We start from the raw sequence: 18370 nt of genomic DNA, 5'->3' as shown, positions 1-18370 counted from the left end.
GCTTCAGCCTCCGAGAGCCAGGTAAAGCGGTGTGCCGAAAAACAAGGTGAGAACGCCGCCCGCCGCAAGAAACGGCCCGAAAGGCAGCGGCTCTTCAAAGCGCATGCGGCCGCGCCACGTTGCCGCGAGACCGACGACCGCGCCCGCGACGGCGGCGACCAGCACGATCTGAGGGAGTGCCGCCCAGCCAAGCCACGCGCCGAGCGCCGCGAGCAGTTTGAAGTCGCCATAACCCATGCCGTCGATACCTCGCACGAGCCGGAATAGCCAATGCACGGCCCACAGCACGAGATAGCCGAAAATGGCGCCGAGCACGGCATCCTGGAGACTCGCGAACACGCCGTAGTAGTTGACGATGATGCCTGCCCAAAGCAGGGGCAACGTCATCGAGTCCGGTAGCAGATGCGTGTCGATGTCGATGGCGCTCATCGCGAGCAGGGCGGCGCACAGCCCGAACGCGGCGAGCGCGGCGAGCGTCGGACCGAACAGCGCGAGAGCGCCGGCCGCGAGGGCCGCGGTGCAGAGTTCGAGTAGCGGATAACGTGCGCTCACGCGAGCCCCGCATGCGGAACAGCGACCGCGCAGCAGCAGATAGCTGAGCAGCGGCAGGTTCTCCCATGCGTGCAGCACATGCCCGCAATGAGGACAGGCGCTGCGTGGCACCCACAGGTTGTACCGCGCCGGCAGGCCGTCTTCTTCGAGAGGTTGGTTAGTCGCCTCGCTCACTTCCAGACGCCATGCGCGTTCGAGCATGATCGGCACTCTATGCACGACAACGTTCAGGAAGCTGCCGATGACGAGCCCGAATACGATCGCAAAAGCAAACTGCAAGGCGGCCGGCAGGCTGCCGAATGCCTGACCGAGACCCGCTGCGAAATGATCCGGCAGCAGGTTCGAAAGCGAGCCCGAAAGCAGGTTGGAGGAGGTTTCTGGCACGAGTGAGTGAGCTGCCTGCATGGACGATACGGTGGATTCGGCTGCGATGCTACACCACGTTGCCGAGTTGAATAATGGGAAGATACATCGCGATGACAAGCCCGCCGACCAGCGCCCCCAGCACAACGATGACGAGCGGTTCGCACAGACTCGACAGCGTGCCGATCTTTTCGTCTACCTGACGATCGGCCAGCGACGCCACGTCGAGAAGCATGGTGTCGAGTGCTCCGGACTCCTCGGCAACGGCGACCGGCTGCACGACATCTTGCGGGAAGCAGCTTGCCGAACGCATGGCCGCTGCAAGCCGTTCGCCGCGCCGCAGGCGCGCCGCGATGTCCCCCGTTGCGCGATCGAAAAAGGCGTTGCCCGTGGCGTGAGTCAGCGAATCGAATGCGTCGGCGAGCGGCGTGCCGGCCGACAGCAAGGTGCCGAGCGCGTGGCTCCACCGAGCGGCGCAGAGCGTGGCCAGCAGTGAACCGGCAACCGGTATTTTCAGCGATAAACGCGCGAAGCGGATGCGCGCCGTTTCGGAACGCCGCAGAAGAAACGTCGCCGCGAAATACGCCGCTACGATGACCGCGATGGCGGGCACACTCCGTTGCGCGGCACCCGACGACAGCGCTAGTACGAACTGCGTTGGCACGGGCAAACGCGCGCCAAATCCGTCGAAGATCTGTTTGAAAGTCGGCACCACCCAGACGAGCAAAGCGGCAGTGATCGCCAGAGCCAGCAGCAGGATTACGACAGGATAGGTCAACGCCGCGCGCACTTTCGCCCGTTGCGCGGCGGCGCGCTCGCGGTCGTCGGCGATACGCGCTAGAACCGCGGGCAGAGCGCCAGCGGCCTCGCCCACTTCGACGAGTTGACAATACAGAGCGTTGAACTGCAAGGGATGCTGTTGCAAGGCAGCCGAAAATCGCAGGCCGGCAGTGATGTCGCGAGCCAATGCGCCGACGATCCGCGGCATGCCCGGACGGCGCGAACTTTGCGCTTGGCCCAATAGGTCCAGTGCGGGAGCGAGCGGCAAGCCGGCGCGCAGCAGGCTTGCTAGCTGGCGTGTGAACAGCGTGACGTCTGCGGTAGTCGCTCTCGGGCGCGGCGCTGGTCCGTGGGCTTTCAGATCGACCACGAACAGGTTGTCGCGCTTGAGCAGAGCGCGAGCGGTGCCCGCATCCGGCGCAATGAGCAAGCCCGTTCTATGGTTGCCGTCGGGATCGACACCGTGCCATCGGAAGCGCGTGTCGGTCGACGTAGGGCGATGTGTAACGGTATTGCTCACGCGACCTCGGTGGCGGCGAGTGCTTCGGCGAGGCTCGTCGTGCCGTCGCGCACGCGAGCCAACGCGGCGTCGCGCAGCGTGCCGATGTGTTCGCTGCGCGTCTGCCGCGCGAGCTCGTGCGTTCCCGCTCGCGCGACGATCAACTCACGCATGGCATCGGACACGGGCATAACCTGATGGACGCCGACGCGGCCCCGATAGCCAATGCCGTGACAAGCCGCACAGCCCTTCGCAGCGTAGGGCTGCCAACCGTCGATCTGTTCTTCGGCAAAGCCCGCTGAACGAAGTGCCGCGGCGGAGTGTGGCGCGGGCGTCCGGCAAGCTGTGCACAGGCGGCGCACCAGCCGCTGCGCCGTCACCATGCGCAGGGCGGCCGCGAGGTTGTACGGCGCCACGCCAATGTCGATCAGACGCGCGGCAGCGGCTGGCGCGTCGTTCGTGTGCAACGTGGACAGCACCAGGTGGCCGGTTTGCGCGGCCTTAACGGCGACATCGGCGGTTTCCTCGTCGCGTATTTCGCCGACCATGACGACGTCCGGATCCTGGCGCAGAAAGGCGCGCAGCGCGACAGCGAAAGTGAGCCCGGCCTTTTCACGCACGCTGACCTGATTGATGCCGGCCAGCTGGATTTCCGCCGGATCTTCGACGGAGCATAGATTGCGCGACTCGCTGTTGAGCAGATTCAGGAAGCAGTACAACGACAATGTCTTGCCGCTGCCCGTCGGCCCCGTGACGAGCACGAGGCCGTGCGGCGCGCGAATTGCAGAATCGACGGCATCGCGCTGCCGTGCATCGAGCCCGAGCGAGTCGAGCGAAAGATCGGTTGGCAGCGCGTCGAGCCTGCGCAATACGAGCTTTTCCCCGAACAGTGTGGGCAGCGAGTTGACGCGGTAGTCCTCGATCCGTCCCGGCGACGTGGCGAGCCGAAGTCGGCCGTCCTGTGGAACACGCCGCTCGGCGATGTCCATGCGCGCCAGAACCTTCACGCGCGTGATAAAGGCGTCCCGCAGATGGGCGGGCGGCGTCGCTATTTCATGCAGCACGCCGTCGATGCGCAAGCGCACCCGCCAGCCGTTTTCCGCTGGTTCGATGTGCAGATCCGATGCGTTGCGGCGTGTTGCTTCCCGCAGCGTGTCAGTGAGCAGACGCACGGCGGGGGCGTTGTCAGGATCGTGGGCCAGTGCGGCAACGCCGTCGGTTTCGCCGGTGCGCGCGTTTGGCTTATTGCGAGAGGCGCTTTCGCTGCCTGCCGGTAGTGGCCGCAGCAAGGCCGCGGGTTGAAAAGAAGCTTGCATGAAGAGCCGGCGACTAGCCGCCTGTAGAACACGACGGCTTCATCTTCGAGCAAGGCGGCCGGCGCCGCCAGTCGGCCATTCGGCTAATGGCACCCGGCACGGGCTTATGCGATGCTGGGATGTGCGCCGGGCCTCTACCTCGACCTCAACCGGTAGGCTTTAGCCCAGCAGCGCCTTGCCGCCCTTCCCGCGCGCTGGCGGCTTGAACAGCTTGACGGTGCGGATCGCCTGGTCGTCGCTGCGCATCACTTCGAGCTTTACATCGCCGATCTGCACACAGACGTCGCCATCGGGAATGTCTTCGAGAATTTCCAGGATCAGCCCGTTAAGCGTTTTCGGGCCGTCGGTGGGCAGCGAAAGTTGCAACCAGCGGTTCAGTTCACGCAGCGGCATGCTGCCCGCGACGATGCATTCGCCGAGTTCGTTCCAGCCCCCGCGCGAATTGGCGCCGCGCGGGATCGACGTGGTGAACTCGCCGATCAGTTCCTCGATGATGTCTTCCGGCGTCACGAGCCCTTGCAACTCGCCGTATTCGTTGACGACGAGCGCGATGCGATGGCGGCTCTCCTGGAAGTACTGCAATTGCTGGAACACCGGCGTGCCGGTCGGCACGAAGTACGGCTCGGCGAGCAGCTCGCGCAGCGTCTCGCGCTCCAGTTCCTGGTTGTGCAGAGCGGCCAGTGTCTTGCGAACGTGCAGCACGCCGAGCACGCGGTCAATATCGCCTTGGTAGACGACCAGCTTGTTGTGATAGCAGGTTTCGAGCTGATGCAGAATCTGCTCGAACGGCGCGTCGAAGTCGAGCGCTTCGATGCGTCGGCGCGGGATCATCACATCGTCGACGGAAATGTTTTCGAGGTCGAACAGGTTGAGCAGAATGCTGCGGTGCTTGGTCGGCATGAAGCTGCCGGACTCGAGCACGATGGTGCGCAGTTCTTCTGTGGAGAGGCGCTGATCGCGCGCGCCTTGTGTGTTGATGTGCAGCACCCGCAGGATGCCGGTGGCGAACAGATTGACGAACCAGACGAGCGGCCTGGCGATGCGCATCATCGGCGCGATAAGCAGGCTGGCGGGCAGCGCGATCTTTTCGGGAAACGTCGCGCCGACGATCTTCGGCGTGATCTCGGCAAAAACGATAATCAGAAACGCGACGATGCCGGTCGCGATAGACAGCACCACGTTGTTACGACCGAACGTATGCAGCGCGATCGAAGTGGTCAGCACCGGAATGATGGTGTTGAACAGATTGTTGCCGATCAGCACGACGCTCAGCAGTTGATCCGTGTGCGCCAGGAGACCCTGAGTGGTCTTCGCGCCGAGCGCATTCTTGCTGGCAAGGTGCTTCAGGCGATGGCGGTTGAGCGCCATCATCGCCGTTTCGGAAATGGAGAAAAAGCTCGAGCAGATAAGCAGCAGAAAGACGGCGCCAATCTGCGCCCATAAGGGAAGTTGTTCCACGCGTCGTGAAGGATAGAAGAGGGGAAAAGGATGGGGAGAATATAGCAGAGGGGGCGGCGCAACCCGCCACCAGGGAAGTTGCGAGCCGGGCGGCTTCAGCCAGAACTGCGTGCGGGCGCGGTGAGCAGGGCGGCAAGATCTGGCCGCAAAAACAAAAAACCGCCGAGCAAGCTGGGCGGTTTTTCGAGCCTTGAACTAACAAGGCGAATCTGGTCGGGGTGAGAGGATTCGAACCTCCGGCCTCTACGTCCCGAACGTAGCGCTCTACCAGGCTAAGCTACACCCCGATGTGTACTGCAGACTCGATTTCAGACTGAACCGGCGTTTGAGTCTTGTTTAAGACTGTCTCGCCGTCGAGTAAGAACATAATTCTAGCAGGCTTTCTTTGTAAATGGAATCAGGAAACGAACAAATCGCGGCTGCCGCGGCTTGTGCTTCCTGTTTCGCGCATTCGAGCGTGTGATCCAGCGCGCCGGAACGTGTGATCGCCTCGAAGATCGTGTCGAAACGGTCAGTGCCGCCTTGCTCGATGGCCTCGCGAGCGAGAGCCGACTGCTCGGGCGTGCCGCGCTCTATCAAATAGATGAGCGGCAGCGTGGGCTTGCCCTCGCGCAGATCGTCGCCGGCATTTTTCCCCATCGACTCCGCCGTGCCCGTGTAGTCGAGCCAGTCGTCCATGATCTGGAAAGCCGTACCGATGCGCCGGCCGAATTCCGCGGCCGCTGCTTCGGTTCTGGCATCTGCGCCGGCCAGCACCGCGCCGAGCTGGGCCGCGGCCTCGAAGAGCTTGGCCGTCTTGTAGCGGATCACCTGCATGTAGCGGGCTTGGTCCACGTCGGCGTCGTGCATGTTCAGCAGCTGCAGCACTTCGCCTTCGGAGATGATATTGGTGGCTTCCGACAGAATCTCCATGACACGCATCTTGCCCACGCCCACCATCATCTGGAACGAGCGCGAGTAGAGAAAGTCGCCGACCAGCACGCTCGCCGCATTGCCGAACAGCGCGTTGGCGGTCTGGCGGCCGCGCCGCAGATCCGATTCGTCGACCACGTCGTCGTGCAGCAGGGTTGCCGTGTGAATGAATTCGACGACCGCCGCCAGTTCGTGCCGGTGCCCCGTGGTTTCGCCGAGCGCGCCGGCCACCAGGAGCAGCAGCGCCGGCCGCAGCCGTTTGCCGCCGGCACTGATGATGTACTCGGAAATCTGGTTGATCAGCATCACCTCGGACGCAAGACGGTGCCGGATGACGCGATTCACCTGCTGCATGTCTTCGGCGATCGGAGCGAGCAGGCTGGCGGCGTTGGAGGAGGTGGTGGCAGTCGACGACATGATGGCTGAATTGGGTAGTGCCGCGAATTATAAGGCGAATCGCGGTTGTTCCGGGTCGCGGACTGCCGCGCGGCGCGCTCGTGGACACCGCCAGGCGCTGGGCTGCGCGTCGCGCGGGCGGAACGCAGGGCCGCTCTGAATGAGTTTTGACCGAGCAGCTAACTCTATGTATAATCACGGGTTTCCGCGCGCGGTGCGTGGAAAAAATGAACACAGAGTGAGGTTCTCAATGTACGCGGTCATAAAAACCGGTGGCAAGCAGTATAAAGTTGCCGTCGGCGAAAAACTTAAAGTAGAACAGATACCGGCAGACATTGACGCTGAAATCACGCTCGACCAGGTTCTCGCAGTGGGCGAAGGCGAATCGATTAAGTTCGGTGCGCCGCTGGTCAGTGGGGCTTCCGTCAAGGCTACCGTCGTGTCGCAAGGTCGTCACAAGAAAGTGACCATCTTCAAGATGCGTCGCCGGAAGCACTACCAGAAGCATGGCGGCCACCGCCAGAACTATACCGAACTGCGCATCGACGCGATCAACGCGTAAGCGCACCGGTTAAGGAGCAAATCAAATGGCACACAAAAAGGCAGGCGGATCGTCCCGGAACGGCCGCGACTCCGAGTCGAAGCGACTTGGCGTGAAAGTGTACGGCGGTCAGGCTATCAACGCTGGCGGCATCATCGTTCGTCAACGTGGCACGCGTATGCACGCTGGCGAGAACGTCGGCATCGGCAAGGATCACACCTTGTTCGCGCTGACGGACGGCCACGTTCAGTTCTCGACGAAAGGCGCCGCGAAGAAGCACATGGTCAACGTCGTCCCGGCAGCAGTCTGAGTTCACTCAGGCACGGGCTTCAGGACCGGAAAAAGGCCCCGCGAAGTTAGCGGGGCTTTTTTTATTGCGGCAAGGCACGTTGGCGCTGCAATTCCGGCGCTGCGCCTATGCCGTTCGGTCGATTGATCATCGCGCGGCGGGCGCGGCAAAATAGCAGCATCCAGTAGTATTCAGCAGCACCATCTGGCAGTACACCACGGGACGGAGTTACGCATGAAGTTCATTGACGAAGCGAGGATTGAAGTCATCGCCGGCGACGGAGGGGATGGCAGCGCGTCGATGCGCCGCGAGAAGTTCGTTCCGTTCGGCGGCCCGGATGGCGGCGACGGCGGCCGGGGCGGCAGCGTCATTGCGGTAGCAGACCGCAACATCAACACGCTGATCGACTACCGCTACGCGAAAAAACATATGGCGCGAAACGGCGAGAACGGCCGCGGCGCGGACTGCTACGGCAAGGGCGGCGACGACATCACGCTGCGCATGCCGGTCGGCACCACGATTACCGACATGGAAACCGGCGAACTGATCGCCGATCTGACCGAGCACAATCAGAGCGTGCAGATCGCGCAGGGCGGTGCGGGCGGTCTCGGCAATCTGCACTTCAAATCCAGCACCAACCGCGCTCCGCGTCAGAAAACCGACGGCAAGCCGGGCGAGCGACGCATGGTGCGCCTCGAGTTGAAGGTGCTGGCCGACGTCGGCTTGCTCGGCATGCCGAACGCAGGCAAGTCCACGTTCATCTCTTCCGTGTCGAACGCGAAGCCGAAGATCGCCGACTATCCGTTCACTACGCTTGCGCCGAATCTCGGCGTGGTTCGCGTTGGTCCGAGCCGCAGCTTTGTGATCGCCGACATTCCAGGTCTGATCGAAGGTGCCGCGGAAGGCGCGGGCCTCGGCCACCAGTTCCTGCGGCATTTGCAGCGCACGGGCTTGCTGCTGCACATCGTCGACCTGGCACCGTTCGACGAAGCGGTCGATCCAGTCGCCGAAGCCAAGGCGATCGTGAACGAACTGCGCAAGTACGACGAGCTGTTGTATCAGAAGCCGCGCTGGCTCGTGCTCAACAAGCTCGATATGGTGCCTGAAGACGAGCGAGAAGCGCGCGTTTCTGCGTTTATCGAGGGCTTCGGCTGGGACGGCCCCGTCTTCGAAATCTCGGCGCTGACCGGTCAAGGTTGCGAGAACCTCTGCTATGCGGTGTTCGACTACATCGCGGCCCATTCGGAAGCGCAGCGCGCGGCCGAAGCCGAAGATCTCGCCGCCGACGTACGCTTTCGCGAGAAGCCGGAAGCACCTGCCGCCGCTGGCGAACCCGGCGCCGACCCGCAGGGGTAAACAATTGGGGCGCCGCGCCTTTGCGGGTTGGCGGCGCGCGTCAGGCGTCATCTTGGGAGCTGCGCACAATGCGTTCCGTCATCGCAGATTCACGGCGATTGGTAGTGAAAGTCGGCTCGAGCCTCGTCACGAATGACGGGCGCGGCCTCGATCATGCTGCGATCGGCCGTTGGGCTGCGCAGATTGCCGCACTGCGCGCGCAGAGCAAGGAAGTGGTGCTAGTCAGTTCCGGCGCCATCGCCGAAGGAATGCAGCGGCTCGGTTGGAGCAAGCGCCCGCGCGAGATCGACGAATTGCAGGCCGCCGCCGCTGTCGGCCAAATGGGCCTCGCGCAGGTATACGAAAGCCGCTTCGCCGAACATTCGATTCAAACCGCGCAAATCCTGCTGACTCATGCCGACCTTGCGGACCGCGAGCGCTATCTGAACGCGCGTTCCACGTTGCTGACGCTGCTGCGCCTCGGCGTGGTGCCGATCATCAACGAGAACGACACGGTGGTCACCGACGAAATCAAGTTCGGCGACAACGACACGCTGGGCGCACTGGTCGCGAATCTCATTGAGGGTGACGCGCTCATTATCCTCACTGATCAGCAAGGGCTTTTTACCGCCGATCCCCGGAAGGACCCGAACGCCACGCTCGTTCAGCAGGCAGATGCCGGGGCGCCGGACCTGGAAGCTATGGCTGGCGGCGCGGGCTCAAGCCTCGGTCGCGGCGGCATGCTCACCAAGATTCTGGCCGCAAAGCGCGCCGCTCATAGCGGCGCAAACACGGTGATCGCGAGCGGGCGCGAAGCGGACGTGCTGTCGCGGCTCGCGTCTGGCGAGGCGATCGGCACGCAGTTGATCGCTCGCACCGCGCGCATGGCGGCGCGCAAGCAATGGATGGCCGATCACTTGCAGGTGCGCGGCCATGTCGTGATCGACGACGGAGCCGTGGAGAAACTGACGGCAGGCGGAAAGAGCTTGCTGCCCATCGGCATTGTCGGCGTGCAGGGCGCCTTTGCTCGCGGCGAGGTGATCGCGTGCCTCAACGCAGCCGGCCGGGAAGTAGCGCGCGGCCTCACCAACTACAGCAGTGCAGAGACAAAACTGATCCAGCGGCGTCCGAGCGGCGAGATCGAATCAGTGCTCGGCTATATGCTGGAGCCCGAACTGATTCATCGCGACAACCTGGTGCTGGTTTGAGTAGCTAACCGGCTCACGCGCAACATGTGAAAAAGCCGTTCCAGCGAAGTGCAGGAACGGCTTTTTTTCTGGCGCGTCGGCGAAGAAGCGTCAGTGAATCAACGAAGTCGCCGTGCGCTTATAGCGGATGTTTTCCACAATCGTCTTTGCGCTCCCCGTCGGGATCTTGTTCGCGCACAGATAATCCTGATACAGCGCCGCGTGATACGCGTTCAGCGCGCCATTCTCGATACGCGTGAAGTCGTTCGCGACCGTCCTGTCCCAATCGTCGTGATCCGCGTTCAGGCCGGCATACAGGCGCCATTCATAGGTGTCGCAGCGAATGCCTTCGTAGTTCACGTTGCGGGCGCCGCTCGGGCTCGTCACCACCACGGTATAGCGCACGACGCCGTCGGAGCCGACGGTCAGCGAGTTCTTGTCGATAGCGAAATGTAGCGGCGTATTGCCTGACACCTCGAAAGGCAGCAGGTTCGAGTCCTGCGGCAGCGGTGGCAAAGTCTCGACCTTGTTTTCGACCCAATTGCTCGGCCGGTCCAGCAGATAGGCAAAGGCGCTGTCGTCCTTGTTGGTGGCTTTGCCGGCGCTCGAACAGCCAGTCAGCAGGGCGCCGGTGGCGACGCACGCCACGACGAGAGCAAGTGCTTTCAATATGGTTTCCTCGAAAAAGCGGGCGCGGCTCAAGAAGCCGCGCCCGCATAGACGACATAGACGACATAGACGACGTAGACGGCCGTGCAGAAGGTCAGTTGCGCACGCCGTGATGACGGAAGATCGAACCCGCAGCCTCGCGAGCCGAGTCGTCGTCGAGTTCCGATACGGTGCCGGCCTCGTTCCCCGAGCCGGCGGCTTCGCCGCAATCGGACACGCTTGTCGTGTGAACCGAAGTTTCGATTCTGACGGACGTAACCGTGGTTACCGTCATTACCGTGGAATCCGGCGGACTTTCCATTGACGACGCTATCCGGGGATAACGCGGCCCGTGGTGCCCGCTGGGTTTTTCCGCACGCGGCGCAGTGCGGCGCATGAAACGGGATAGCTCCGTCAGCGCCAACTGATAAACATCCCGCTTGAACTCGATCACACAGTCGAGCGGTACCCAATACTCGTTCCAGCGCCAGGCATCGAACTCCGGGTGGTCTGTGGCGCGCAAGCAGATGTCGCAATCGCGCCCTACCATTCGGAGCAAGAACCAGATTTGTTTCTGGCCGCGGTAGTGACCGCGTACCTCGCGCTTGATGAACTTGTCAGGCACCTCGTAACGCAACCAGTCGCGCGTGCGACCAATCACCTTGACGTGCTCCGGAAGCAGACCGGTTTCTTCGTGTAACTCCCGATACATCGCTTGCACGGGGGTCTCTCCGTACTTGATGCCCCCCTGCGGAAACTGCCAGGAATGTTCACGGAGCCGTTTGCCCCAAAACACCTCGTTGTGCGCGTTCAAGAGGATGATGCCGACGTTCGGGCGAAAGCCTTCACGATCCAGCATACAACCACCTTCGAATCCTTTAAAATTGCTTTGATTATAAACAGATAACGGACCCGACGCACCGATTCGCACCAGATTGGAACGATTCGCCGCAAAAGGCCTGCTTTGCGGTAGCCTGTCCGTCTTTGCGTGCCTGATCCCTTGTGCGAAAGACTTTGCGCGGCGGCTTGTGCGCCCCGGCGGCGGCCCTTGCGCCGGAATGGCAAACCGGGCGGCCCCAGCCAGGCAGCCGTATCGATTTCCCCGTTTTTACCCTTTCGGGCGGTCCCTCCGGAGCCGCCGCTTTTGGAAAATCTGAATGAAAGCTTCCCGTTTCTTTATCGGCACCCTGAAAGAAGCTCCGGCCGACGCCGAGATCGTCAGTCACAAGCTCATGGTGCGTGCCGGCATGATCCGCCGCGTCGCCGGCGGCATCTATAACTACCTGCCGATCGGCTTGCGCTCGATCCGCAAGGTAGAAGCGATCGTGCGTGAGGAAATGAACCGGGCAGGCGCGATCGAGCTGCTGATGCCGGCCGTGCAGCCGGCCGAGCTATGGCAGGAGTCGGGTCGCTGGGAAAAATACGGCCCTGAACTCCTTCGCTTCAAAGACCGCAAGCAATCAGACTTCGTGATCGGACCGACCCACGAAGAAGTGGTGACGGACATCGCGCGTGGGCAGATCAAGAGCTACCGTCAGCTGCCGGTCAACTTCTATCAGATCCAGACGAAGTTCCGCGACGAAATCCGTCCGCGTTTCGGCGTAATGCGCGGCCGCGAGTTCATCATGAAAGACGCGTACTCGTTCGACAAGGACGCGGCAGGCCTGCGCGAGTCATATCGCAAGATGTACGACGCGTACGTGCGCATTTTCACGCGCCTCGGTCTCGATTTCCGCGCGGTCGCGGCGGACAACGGTTCGATCGGCGGCAGCGGCTCGCATGAATTCCACGTGATCGCCGATACGGGTGAGGACGCAATCGCCTACTGCCCGACGTCCGACTTCGCTGCGAACGTCGAAGCGGCCGAAGCTTTGCCGCTCTACGCACAGCGCGCGGCGCCCACCGAGCAGATGAAAAAGACGCCCACGCCGGGCAAGGCAAAGTGCGAGGCCGTCGCCGAGCTGCTGAACATTCCGCTCGAGCGCACCATCAAGTCGATCGTGCTCGCCACCGAAAACGAAGGCGCCGAGCCGACCATCTGGTTGCTGATGCTGCGCGGCGATCACGACCTGAACGAGATCAAGGCAAGCAAGTTGCCGGGCCTCGCCGATTTCCGCATGGCGACCGAGGCCGAGATCATCGAGACGTTCGGCACACCGCCGGGCTATCTCGGTCCGCTCAACACAAAGAAGCCGGTGAAAGTCGTCGCGGACCGCACGGTCGCGAACATGAGCGACTTCGTGGTGGGATCGAACGAGGTGGACTACCACACCACGGGAGTGAACTGGGGTCGCGATCTGCCGGAACCGGTCGTTGCCGATATTCGCAACGTGAAGAAGGGCGATCCGTCGCCGGACGGCAAAGGCGTGATCGACATTTGCCGCGGCATCGAAGTCGGCCATGTGTTCCAGCTCGGCACCAAGTATTCGGAAGCGATGAACGCAACGTGCCTCGACGAAAACGGCAAGCCGCAGCCTATGGAAATGGGCTGCTACGGCATCGGCGTCACGCGTATTCTGGGCGCCGCGATCGAACAGAATTTCGACGACAAGGGCATCATCTGGCCGGAATCGATCGCGCCGTTCGAAGTCGTGCTGTGCCCCATGGGCTATGACCGCAGCGAGGCTGTGCGCGAGCAGGCCGACAAGCTCTACGCGGAACTGGTCGAAGCGGGCATCGACGTGATTCTCGACGATCGTGGCGAGCGCCCCGGCGTGATGTTCGCTGACTGGGAACTGATCGGCGTGCCGCATCGTCTCGTGATCGGCGATCGTGGCCTGAAGGAAGGCAAGCTCGAATATCAAGGCCGCCGCGACGCGGAGGCGACCTTGCTGCCGGTCGATGAAGCCGCACAAACGGTCATCGGGAAGGTTCGCGCGGCGTTGGCGCGTTAAGCGGGGCGGACGGTGGAGTACACCTTCCTGTCCGCGACCGTGCTGCTGATCCTGATCACTGACCCGCTCGGCAACATTCCGCTCTTCATCAGTTGTCTGCGCGGTGTGTCGCCGAAGCGGCGCACCGCGGTGATTCTGCGAGAAGTCGCGATCGCGTTTGCGATCCTGCTGGTGTTCATGGTCGTCGGCGACGCGTTTTTGCGCATGATGAGTCTCACCGACCAGTCGTTGCGCATCGGCGGCGGCATCGTGTTGTTTCTGATTGCTCTGCGTATGGTGTTCCCGCATCCGGACGGCCCTTTTGGCGGCGACGTTCGCGGCGGCGAACCGTTGATCGTGCCGCTTGCCATTCCGGCGCTGGCAGGGCCGTCGGCGCTGGCAACCGTGATGCTGCTGACGTCGCAGGCGCCCGGCAAGATGTTCGAGTGGATCGGCGCGCTGACCGTCACCATGATCGTCTGCGCAGTGGTGCTGATGCTGGCCGAGCGTATTCAGGCCTGGCTCGGCGAGCGAACCATGATGGCATTCGAACGGCTAATGGGACTCGTGCTGGTGGCGATCTCGGTGGAGATGATGCTTGGCGGTATCCGCGCGTTCGTGCATCAACTGTGAGTAACGCGCGCTGTCTGTCGAAGCGGCACTTGGCAACACCTAGACGGATCTCTAGCCGATTTAGCTGAGTGAAACCCGCAAGCAACGTTCGACGCAACAAAAAGCGGCCCAGTGGGCCGCTTTTTTTATCTCGTGATTTGCGCGCCGGGCGACTCAAGCGCCTTCGGTCAATGCGCGAATAGTCGGCAGGTTGCGCCAGTAGCCTTTGGCGTCCATGCCGCAGCCGAAAACATAGCGGTCCGGCACTTCGAAGCCGCAGTAATCGGGGCGCAACGGCTTGGCTTTCGGAATGATCTTTTCGCACAGCACGGCGCTCAGGAAGCGCTTGGCGCCCATTGCAAGGATGCGGTCGCGGATCGCGGCCATCGTCTCGCCTTCGTCGAGGATGTCGTCGAGCACCAGCACCACGCGATCCTTCACCGACTCAGCCGGCGCCACGCGCCATTGCATCTCGTTGCCGCCCTTCGTGGTGTTGCGATAGCGGGTGAGGTGGATGTAGTCGAACTCGAGCGGGAAATCGAGGTGCGGCAACAGCATGCCGGTGAAGACCGCGGCGCCGCCCATCACCGACAGCACGAGCGGAAAGTCCTCGCTCATTTCGTTGCGGATGGAGGTCGCCATGCCGCTGATCGACGCGTTGACCTCGTCGGCCGAAACGATTTCTTCGGAGTGGCTAAAAATGTGGAGAGCTTCTTCGCGGTTCATGACGTCTGGCGGGCGGTAACTGTATACATAGTGTGAGTGGGAACGCCCTGAAGGAAGTTCCCATGGTGACGGTGGCTGCGGGCCGGGTTGGCAACCCGCGCGCCGCCGTCTTGCTAAAGCTTAGCGCATGCCGGGCAACATGCCCTTCATGCCGCGCATCATCTTTTGCAGATTGCCGCCTTTCAGCTTTTTCATCATGGTGCGCATCTGATCGTACTGGTTCAGCATGCGGTTGACTTCCTGCACCTGCACGCCCGCACCCGCGGCGATGCGGCGCTTGCGCGTGGCCTTGATGAGATCCGGCTTGGCGCGCTCGAGCGGCGTCATGGAATTGATGATGCCTTCCATGCGGCGCATCTGCTTTTCAGCCTGGCTCATGTCGGCGCCGGCGGCGGCCTGCTGGAATTGCGCGGGCAGCTTGTCCATCAGCGAAGAGAGACCGCCCATGCCCTTCATTTGCGTTAGTTGCGCGCGGAAATCGTTGAGGTCGAAGTCGCCGCCTTTCTTGACCTTATCGGCGAGCTTCTGCGCGGCTTGAACGTCCACGCCGCGTTGCGCTTCCTCGACGAGAGCGAGAATGTCGCCCATGCCGAGAATCCGGTTCGCCATACGATCCGGGTAGAAGACTTCAAGGCCATCGAGCTTTTCCGCGACGCCGACGAACTTGATCGGCTTGCCCGTGACGTGACGCACCGAGAGTGCGGCGCCACCGCGCGAGTCGCCGTCGAGCTTGGTGAGCACCACGCCGGTGAGCGGCAGCGCGTCGCTAAATGCTTTGGCGGTGTTGACCGCGTCCTGGCCGAGCATTGCATCGACGACGAACAGCGTTTCCGCCGGCTTCAACGTGGTGTGCAGCGCGGTGATTTCCTGCATCATCGCTTCGTCGATACCTAGACGGCCGGCCGTGTCGACCAGCAGCACGTCGTGATAATGACGCCTCGCCCAGTCGACCGCGGCACGCGCGATGTCCACCGGCTTCTGATCCGGTTCCGACGGGAAGAAGTCCGCGCCAACCTGCTCGGTCACCGTCTTCAACTGCGCGATAGCAGCGGGGCGATAGACGTCGCACGAAACAGTCAGAACCTTTTTCTTGTACTTCTCGCGCAGCAGCTTGGCGAGCTTGCCGACCGTGGTCGTTTTACCCGCGCCTTGCAGACCCGCCATCAGAATGACGGCCGGCGGAGTGACGGCGAGATTCAGCTCAGCGGCTTTGCCTTCATAGTCGCCGCCGATCACGGCGGTCAGCTCGCGCTGCACGACGCCGACGAGCGCCTGACCTGGCGACAGGCTGCTAATCACTTCTTCGCCGAGCGCCTTCTCTTTCACCTTGGCGATGAACTCGCGCACGACGGGCAGCGCCACGTCCGCCTCGAGCAGCGCCAGACGCACCTCGCGCAGCATTTCCTGGGTGTTCGCCTCGGTGAGCCGGGCTTCGCCGCGCAGCGTCTTGACGACGCGCGCCATCCGTTGAGTCAGATTGTCGAGCATGGGGAGCGATGAACAGTGCGGCCCCGGGCGAGCGCGAAGTGGAAGACGTCGCGGATCAGGGGCCTAGTGTAAACTTCGAATATGGATATTGTACTGTATGCCCTCACTGCGCTCCTGTACGGCGGACTCGCCGTAGCCGGCTGGCGCTCGCACCGGCACGCCGGGTCGCGCCCCATGCTGGAAAGCGTTCCGCCAATGCCGGCTGCCGCGACCACCGGCGCGAACACGCAGGCACAGTCCGGGTTCGCCGGCTCGGCGGCTTCGGGCATGAGTTCGTCCGGCCGCGCGTTGCTGTTCGTCGCGCTGCTCGCGCACGGCGTGCTGCTGCACACCACGATCTTCCCGCAGAACGCCATGGTGTTCGGCTTTGCGTTTGCACTGTCCGCCATGTTCTGGCTCGGCGCGGGCATCTACTGGATAGAAAGCTTCTTTTTTCCGCTCGACGGACTGCGTCTGCTGGTGTTGCCGCTCGCCTGCGTCGCCTCGTTATTGCCGCTCGCGTTCAACGGCGTGCGTGTGCTGCCGTATTCGGCCGCACCCATGTTCAAGCTGCATTTTCTGATCGCCAACATCGCCTATGGTCTGTTCGCGATCGCAGCGCTGCACGCCATTCTGATGCTGCTCGTCGAGCGGCGTCTTCATGCAATGCGCGGCGGAATCGCGCAACGGAACGTGGCTGCGGCAGGCAACGGTTGGCTCTCCAGCTGGCTCGACACGCTGCCGCCGTTGCTCACGCTTGAGAAGCTGCTGTTCCGTCTGATCGGCGCCGGTTTCGTGCTGCTCACGCTCACGCTCGTGTCGGGCATCCTGTTCAGCGAGCAACTGGTCGACCGCGCGCTGCGTCTCGATCACAAGACCGTGTTTGCGATTCTTTCGTGGGTCATGTTCGGCGCGCTTCTGACTGCGCGCAAGGTGTCCGGCTGGCGCGGCCGTGCTGCATTGCGCTGGGTGCTGGCGTCGTTCGTCGCGTTGCTGCTGGCGTACGTCGGAAGCCGTTTTGTTTTCGAGGTGCTGTTGCACCGTGCTGTAGTGTGAGCGTGCCCCATGCGACAAATCTTTCTGCTCATCATATTGTTCTTCGTCGGCCAGTGGCTCGTGAAGGCGCTGCGCCGTCATGACGCGCACTCGGCACAACGCACCGGCGCCGACGGCGCGCGAGGCGCATCGGGCGCCGCCGGCAATGGCAACGGTGCCGCGCGTCCCGCACAACCGCCTCAACTCGCCGAGCCGATGATCCGTTGCGTCGAGTGCGGCGTGCATGCGCCTAAGAGCGACTCGGTGGTCGTCGCCGGGCAGCCGTTCTGCAGCGCCGCTCACGCGCGGCGGCACGGCGCACGACCCACAGGCCGCGACGCCCGATGAGCATCGCGTTCGCCGTCGACGCAGACGGTTGGGTCGCACAAGCGCGCAGGCTGCCATCGCCGAATTTCGAAGCACGGCCGCAAGGCGCGGTGCCGACTCTGATCGTGGTCCATAACATCAGCCTGCCGCCTAACCAGTTTGGCGGCACGGCGATCGCCGAACTGTTTCTCAATACGCTCGATTGTGACGCGCATCCTTATTACGAAGCGCATCTGCGCGGCGTGCGGGTGTCCGCCCATTTCGTGATTCATCGCGACGGCGCGCTCGAGCAGTTCGTGTCGTGCAATGAGCGCGCATGGCACGCAGGCCCATCGAACTTCTTCGGCCGTGAGCGTTGCAACGATTTCTCGATCGGCATCGAGCTGGAAGGCAGTGACACGACTCCTTTCGAGGCGGCGCAATACCGCACGCTCGGCTCGCTCGTCAGTGCGCTGACGGCTCGTTATCCAATCGAAGCGCTTGCCGGGCACTCCGACATTGCGCCTGATCGCAAGACTGATCCAGGACCACATTTCGAGTGGGCGCGTCTGCAACGCGATACGTTGCTGGCGGATCGGTATTTCCCCTATCTCAAGTTTTCCAGAACGCTGTAACGGCACTGTGCGCGACGTCGCGCGTGAGCCGCAGAGCGAGGCTCTGCCTGCTTCTGCGGGTGGAGCGCTTCGCGCCGCGCGGTGCAAAAGTCAAGACTTCAAAAGCAAATAAAACCGTTTGACCTGTCTCGAATCTCCACTATACTTGGTGCCACAAATTCAGTTACGCACTAGATATTGTGTGTCCTGTGCATAACTGTGTGAATAACCGAGTGCATAACTACGTGCACAAGTCGCGGCGCCCCGCTCTTTGAGCACGGCGCCGCAAGCATTCCAGGCAGCGAAAAATAATCCTGCAGCGCAGCCGGACCTGACCAGCCGGCGGCAACCAAAAGCATCAGGAAAGGGGCTGAGAGTGATCGCGACACATACGACGAAGACCGTTTTCAATTCGAATCAGGCTTCATCGCAGTCGCATCCCGCCAGCCGCCCAGGCCGGT

At 62.5% G+C, this 18370-nt stretch carries 18 protein-coding genes and 1 tRNA gene; 9 read left to right on the top strand and 10 right to left on the bottom strand.

Annotation, left to right across the window (positions count from 1 at the left end):
• Positions 1-3: 3 nt before the first annotated feature.
• From J2W46_RS09395 to J2W46_RS09370, 6 genes are all read right to left on the bottom strand, one after another.
• Positions 4-957: a prepilin peptidase gene (locus J2W46_RS09395; protein WP_310353017.1), complete on the bottom strand. Its 954-nt coding sequence runs from the start codon at positions 955-957 to the stop codon at positions 4-6.
• 28 nt (positions 958-985) lie between these two features.
• Positions 986-2215 (bottom strand): type II secretion system F family protein, encoded by a 1230-nt coding sequence (locus J2W46_RS09390; RefSeq protein WP_310353015.1) that lies wholly within the window; start codon positions 2213-2215, stop codon positions 986-988.
• Positions 2212-3510: a GspE/PulE family protein gene (locus J2W46_RS09385; protein ID WP_310353014.1), complete on the bottom strand. Its 1299-nt coding sequence runs from the start codon at positions 3508-3510 to the stop codon at positions 2212-2214. The genes J2W46_RS09390 and J2W46_RS09385 overlap by 4 nt, the downstream gene beginning before the upstream one ends.
• Before the next feature lie 159 nt (positions 3511-3669).
• A complete protein-coding gene (locus tag J2W46_RS09380; RefSeq protein WP_088175759.1) occupies positions 3670-4968 on the bottom strand; it encodes an HlyC/CorC family transporter in 1299 nt (432 codons plus the stop codon).
• 210 nt (positions 4969-5178) lie between these two features.
• A tRNA-Pro gene (locus J2W46_RS09375) sits at positions 5179-5255 on the bottom strand.
• Positions 5256-5304: 49 nt separating this feature from the next.
• Positions 5305-6297: a polyprenyl synthetase family protein gene (locus tag J2W46_RS09370; RefSeq protein WP_020071241.1), complete on the bottom strand. Its 993-nt coding sequence runs from the start codon at positions 6295-6297 to the stop codon at positions 5305-5307.
• Positions 6298-6526: 229 nt separating this feature from the next.
• Here J2W46_RS09370 and rplU point away from each other — a divergent pair, with 229 nt between their 5' ends.
• The 4 genes from rplU to proB all read left to right on the top strand — a co-directional run bounded on the left by rplU (position 6527) and on the right by proB (position 9649).
• Positions 6527-6838 carry a 50S ribosomal protein L21 gene (gene rplU / locus J2W46_RS09365; RefSeq protein WP_006051835.1) on the top strand — a complete coding sequence of 104 codons (312 nt, stop codon included), beginning with the start codon at positions 6527-6529 and terminating at the stop codon, positions 6836-6838.
• 25 nt (positions 6839-6863) lie between these two features.
• Complete coding sequence (gene rpmA / locus J2W46_RS09360) at positions 6864-7127, top strand: 50S ribosomal protein L27 (protein ID WP_020071242.1); 264 nt, start codon at positions 6864-6866, stop codon at positions 7125-7127.
• Positions 7128-7340: 213 nt separating this feature from the next.
• The gene (gene cgtA / locus J2W46_RS09355; protein ID WP_310353011.1) at positions 7341-8462 is read left to right on the top strand and encodes an Obg family GTPase CgtA; all 1122 of its coding nucleotides are present in this window, start codon (positions 7341-7343) and stop codon (positions 8460-8462) included.
• Positions 8463-8530: 68 nt separating this feature from the next.
• Positions 8531-9649, top strand: a complete 1119-nt coding sequence (proB, locus tag J2W46_RS09350; RefSeq protein ID WP_027779645.1) for a glutamate 5-kinase — start codon at positions 8531-8533, stop codon at positions 9647-9649.
• A 90-nt stretch (positions 9650-9739) separates the two neighbouring features.
• On the opposite strand, the gene J2W46_RS09345 is transcribed toward proB, so the two are convergent.
• The gene (locus tag J2W46_RS09345) at positions 9740-10297 is read right to left on the bottom strand and encodes a CNP1-like family protein (protein WP_087751775.1); all 558 of its coding nucleotides are present in this window, start codon (positions 10295-10297) and stop codon (positions 9740-9742) included.
• A gap of 94 nt (positions 10298-10391) precedes the next feature.
• On the bottom strand, positions 10392-11135 hold the full coding sequence (locus J2W46_RS09340) for an RNA pyrophosphohydrolase (protein ID WP_310353009.1): 744 nt from the start codon (positions 11133-11135) through the stop codon (positions 10392-10394).
• 298 nt (positions 11136-11433) lie between these two features.
• On the opposite strand from J2W46_RS09340, the gene J2W46_RS09335 reads away from it, so the two are divergent.
• Together J2W46_RS09335 and J2W46_RS09330 are read left to right on the top strand one after the other, a co-directional pair.
• Positions 11434-13170 carry a proline--tRNA ligase gene (locus J2W46_RS09335; RefSeq protein WP_020071247.1) on the top strand — a complete coding sequence of 579 codons (1737 nt, stop codon included), beginning with the start codon at positions 11434-11436 and terminating at the stop codon, positions 13168-13170.
• A gap of 12 nt (positions 13171-13182) precedes the next feature.
• Positions 13183-13782 carry a MarC family protein gene (locus J2W46_RS09330; RefSeq protein WP_020071248.1) on the top strand — a complete coding sequence of 200 codons (600 nt, stop codon included), beginning with the start codon at positions 13183-13185 and terminating at the stop codon, positions 13780-13782.
• A gap of 153 nt (positions 13783-13935) precedes the next feature.
• On the opposite strand, the gene J2W46_RS09325 is transcribed toward J2W46_RS09330, so the two are convergent.
• Both J2W46_RS09325 and ffh read right to left on the bottom strand, forming a co-directional pair.
• Positions 13936-14487 carry a hypoxanthine-guanine phosphoribosyltransferase gene (locus tag J2W46_RS09325; RefSeq protein ID WP_020071249.1) on the bottom strand — a complete coding sequence of 184 codons (552 nt, stop codon included), beginning with the start codon at positions 14485-14487 and terminating at the stop codon, positions 13936-13938.
• Between the two features lie 120 nt (positions 14488-14607).
• Entirely contained in the window at positions 14608-15975 is a 1368-nt protein-coding gene (gene ffh / locus J2W46_RS09320) for a signal recognition particle protein (protein ID WP_020071250.1), read from the bottom strand.
• 81 nt (positions 15976-16056) lie between these two features.
• Between ffh and J2W46_RS09315 the strand changes: the two genes are divergently transcribed.
• The 3 genes from J2W46_RS09315 to ampD are packed head-to-tail and all read left to right on the top strand — an operon-like array spanning position 16057 to position 17930.
• Positions 16057-17010 (top strand): cytochrome C assembly family protein, encoded by a 954-nt coding sequence (locus tag J2W46_RS09315; RefSeq protein ID WP_020071251.1) that lies wholly within the window; start codon positions 16057-16059, stop codon positions 17008-17010.
• Between the two features lie 9 nt (positions 17011-17019).
• Positions 17020-17337 (top strand): PP0621 family protein, encoded by a 318-nt coding sequence (locus tag J2W46_RS09310; RefSeq protein ID WP_310353004.1) that lies wholly within the window; start codon positions 17020-17022, stop codon positions 17335-17337.
• Complete coding sequence (ampD, locus tag J2W46_RS09305) at positions 17334-17930, top strand: 1,6-anhydro-N-acetylmuramyl-L-alanine amidase AmpD (RefSeq protein ID WP_310353002.1); 597 nt, start codon at positions 17334-17336, stop codon at positions 17928-17930. Before J2W46_RS09310 ends, ampD begins: the two co-directional genes overlap by 4 nt.
• Positions 17931-18370: the final 440 nt, after the last annotated feature.

This window comes from Paraburkholderia strydomiana (assembly GCF_031456815.1).
Classification (GTDB): domain Bacteria; phylum Pseudomonadota; class Gammaproteobacteria; order Burkholderiales; family Burkholderiaceae; genus Paraburkholderia; species Paraburkholderia caledonica.
The sequence above is the reverse complement of the archived record's forward strand: the minus strand, read 5'-3'. Positions and strand labels throughout refer to the sequence as shown.

What these genes read in the sequence shown, in the direction of transcription:
- J2W46_RS09385 (WP_310353014.1), bottom strand. Translation starts at nt 3,510, where the DNA reads ATGCAAGCTTCTTTTCAACCCGCGGCCTTGCTGCGGCCACTACCGGCA.
- proB (WP_027779645.1), top strand. Translation starts at nt 8,531, where the DNA reads ATGCGTTCCGTCATCGCAGATTCACGGCGATTGGTAGTGAAAGTCGGC.
- J2W46_RS09370 (WP_020071241.1), bottom strand. Translation starts at nt 6,297, where the DNA reads ATGTCGTCGACTGCCACCACCTCCTCCAACGCCGCCAGCCTGCTCGCT.
- ampD (WP_310353002.1), top strand. Translation starts at nt 17,334, where the DNA reads ATGAGCATCGCGTTCGCCGTCGACGCAGACGGTTGGGTCGCACAAGCG.
- rpmA (WP_020071242.1), top strand. Translation starts at nt 6,864, where the DNA reads ATGGCACACAAAAAGGCAGGCGGATCGTCCCGGAACGGCCGCGACTCC.
- J2W46_RS09315 (WP_020071251.1), top strand. Translation starts at nt 16,057, where the DNA reads ATGGATATTGTACTGTATGCCCTCACTGCGCTCCTGTACGGCGGACTC.
- J2W46_RS09340 (WP_310353009.1), bottom strand. Translation starts at nt 11,135, where the DNA reads ATGCTGGATCGTGAAGGCTTTCGCCCGAACGTCGGCATCATCCTCTTG.
- J2W46_RS09395 (WP_310353017.1), bottom strand. Translation starts at nt 957, where the DNA reads ATGCAGGCAGCTCACTCACTCGTGCCAGAAACCTCCTCCAACCTGCTT.
- J2W46_RS09325 (WP_020071249.1), bottom strand. Translation starts at nt 14,487, where the DNA reads ATGAACCGCGAAGAAGCTCTCCACATTTTTAGCCACTCCGAAGAAATC.
- ffh (WP_020071250.1), bottom strand. Translation starts at nt 15,975, where the DNA reads ATGCTCGACAATCTGACTCAACGGATGGCGCGCGTCGTCAAGACGCTG.
- J2W46_RS09310 (WP_310353004.1), top strand. Translation starts at nt 17,020, where the DNA reads ATGCGACAAATCTTTCTGCTCATCATATTGTTCTTCGTCGGCCAGTGG.
- rplU (WP_006051835.1), top strand. Translation starts at nt 6,527, where the DNA reads ATGTACGCGGTCATAAAAACCGGTGGCAAGCAGTATAAAGTTGCCGTC.
- J2W46_RS09335 (WP_020071247.1), top strand. Translation starts at nt 11,434, where the DNA reads ATGAAAGCTTCCCGTTTCTTTATCGGCACCCTGAAAGAAGCTCCGGCC.
- cgtA (WP_310353011.1), top strand. Translation starts at nt 7,341, where the DNA reads ATGAAGTTCATTGACGAAGCGAGGATTGAAGTCATCGCCGGCGACGGA.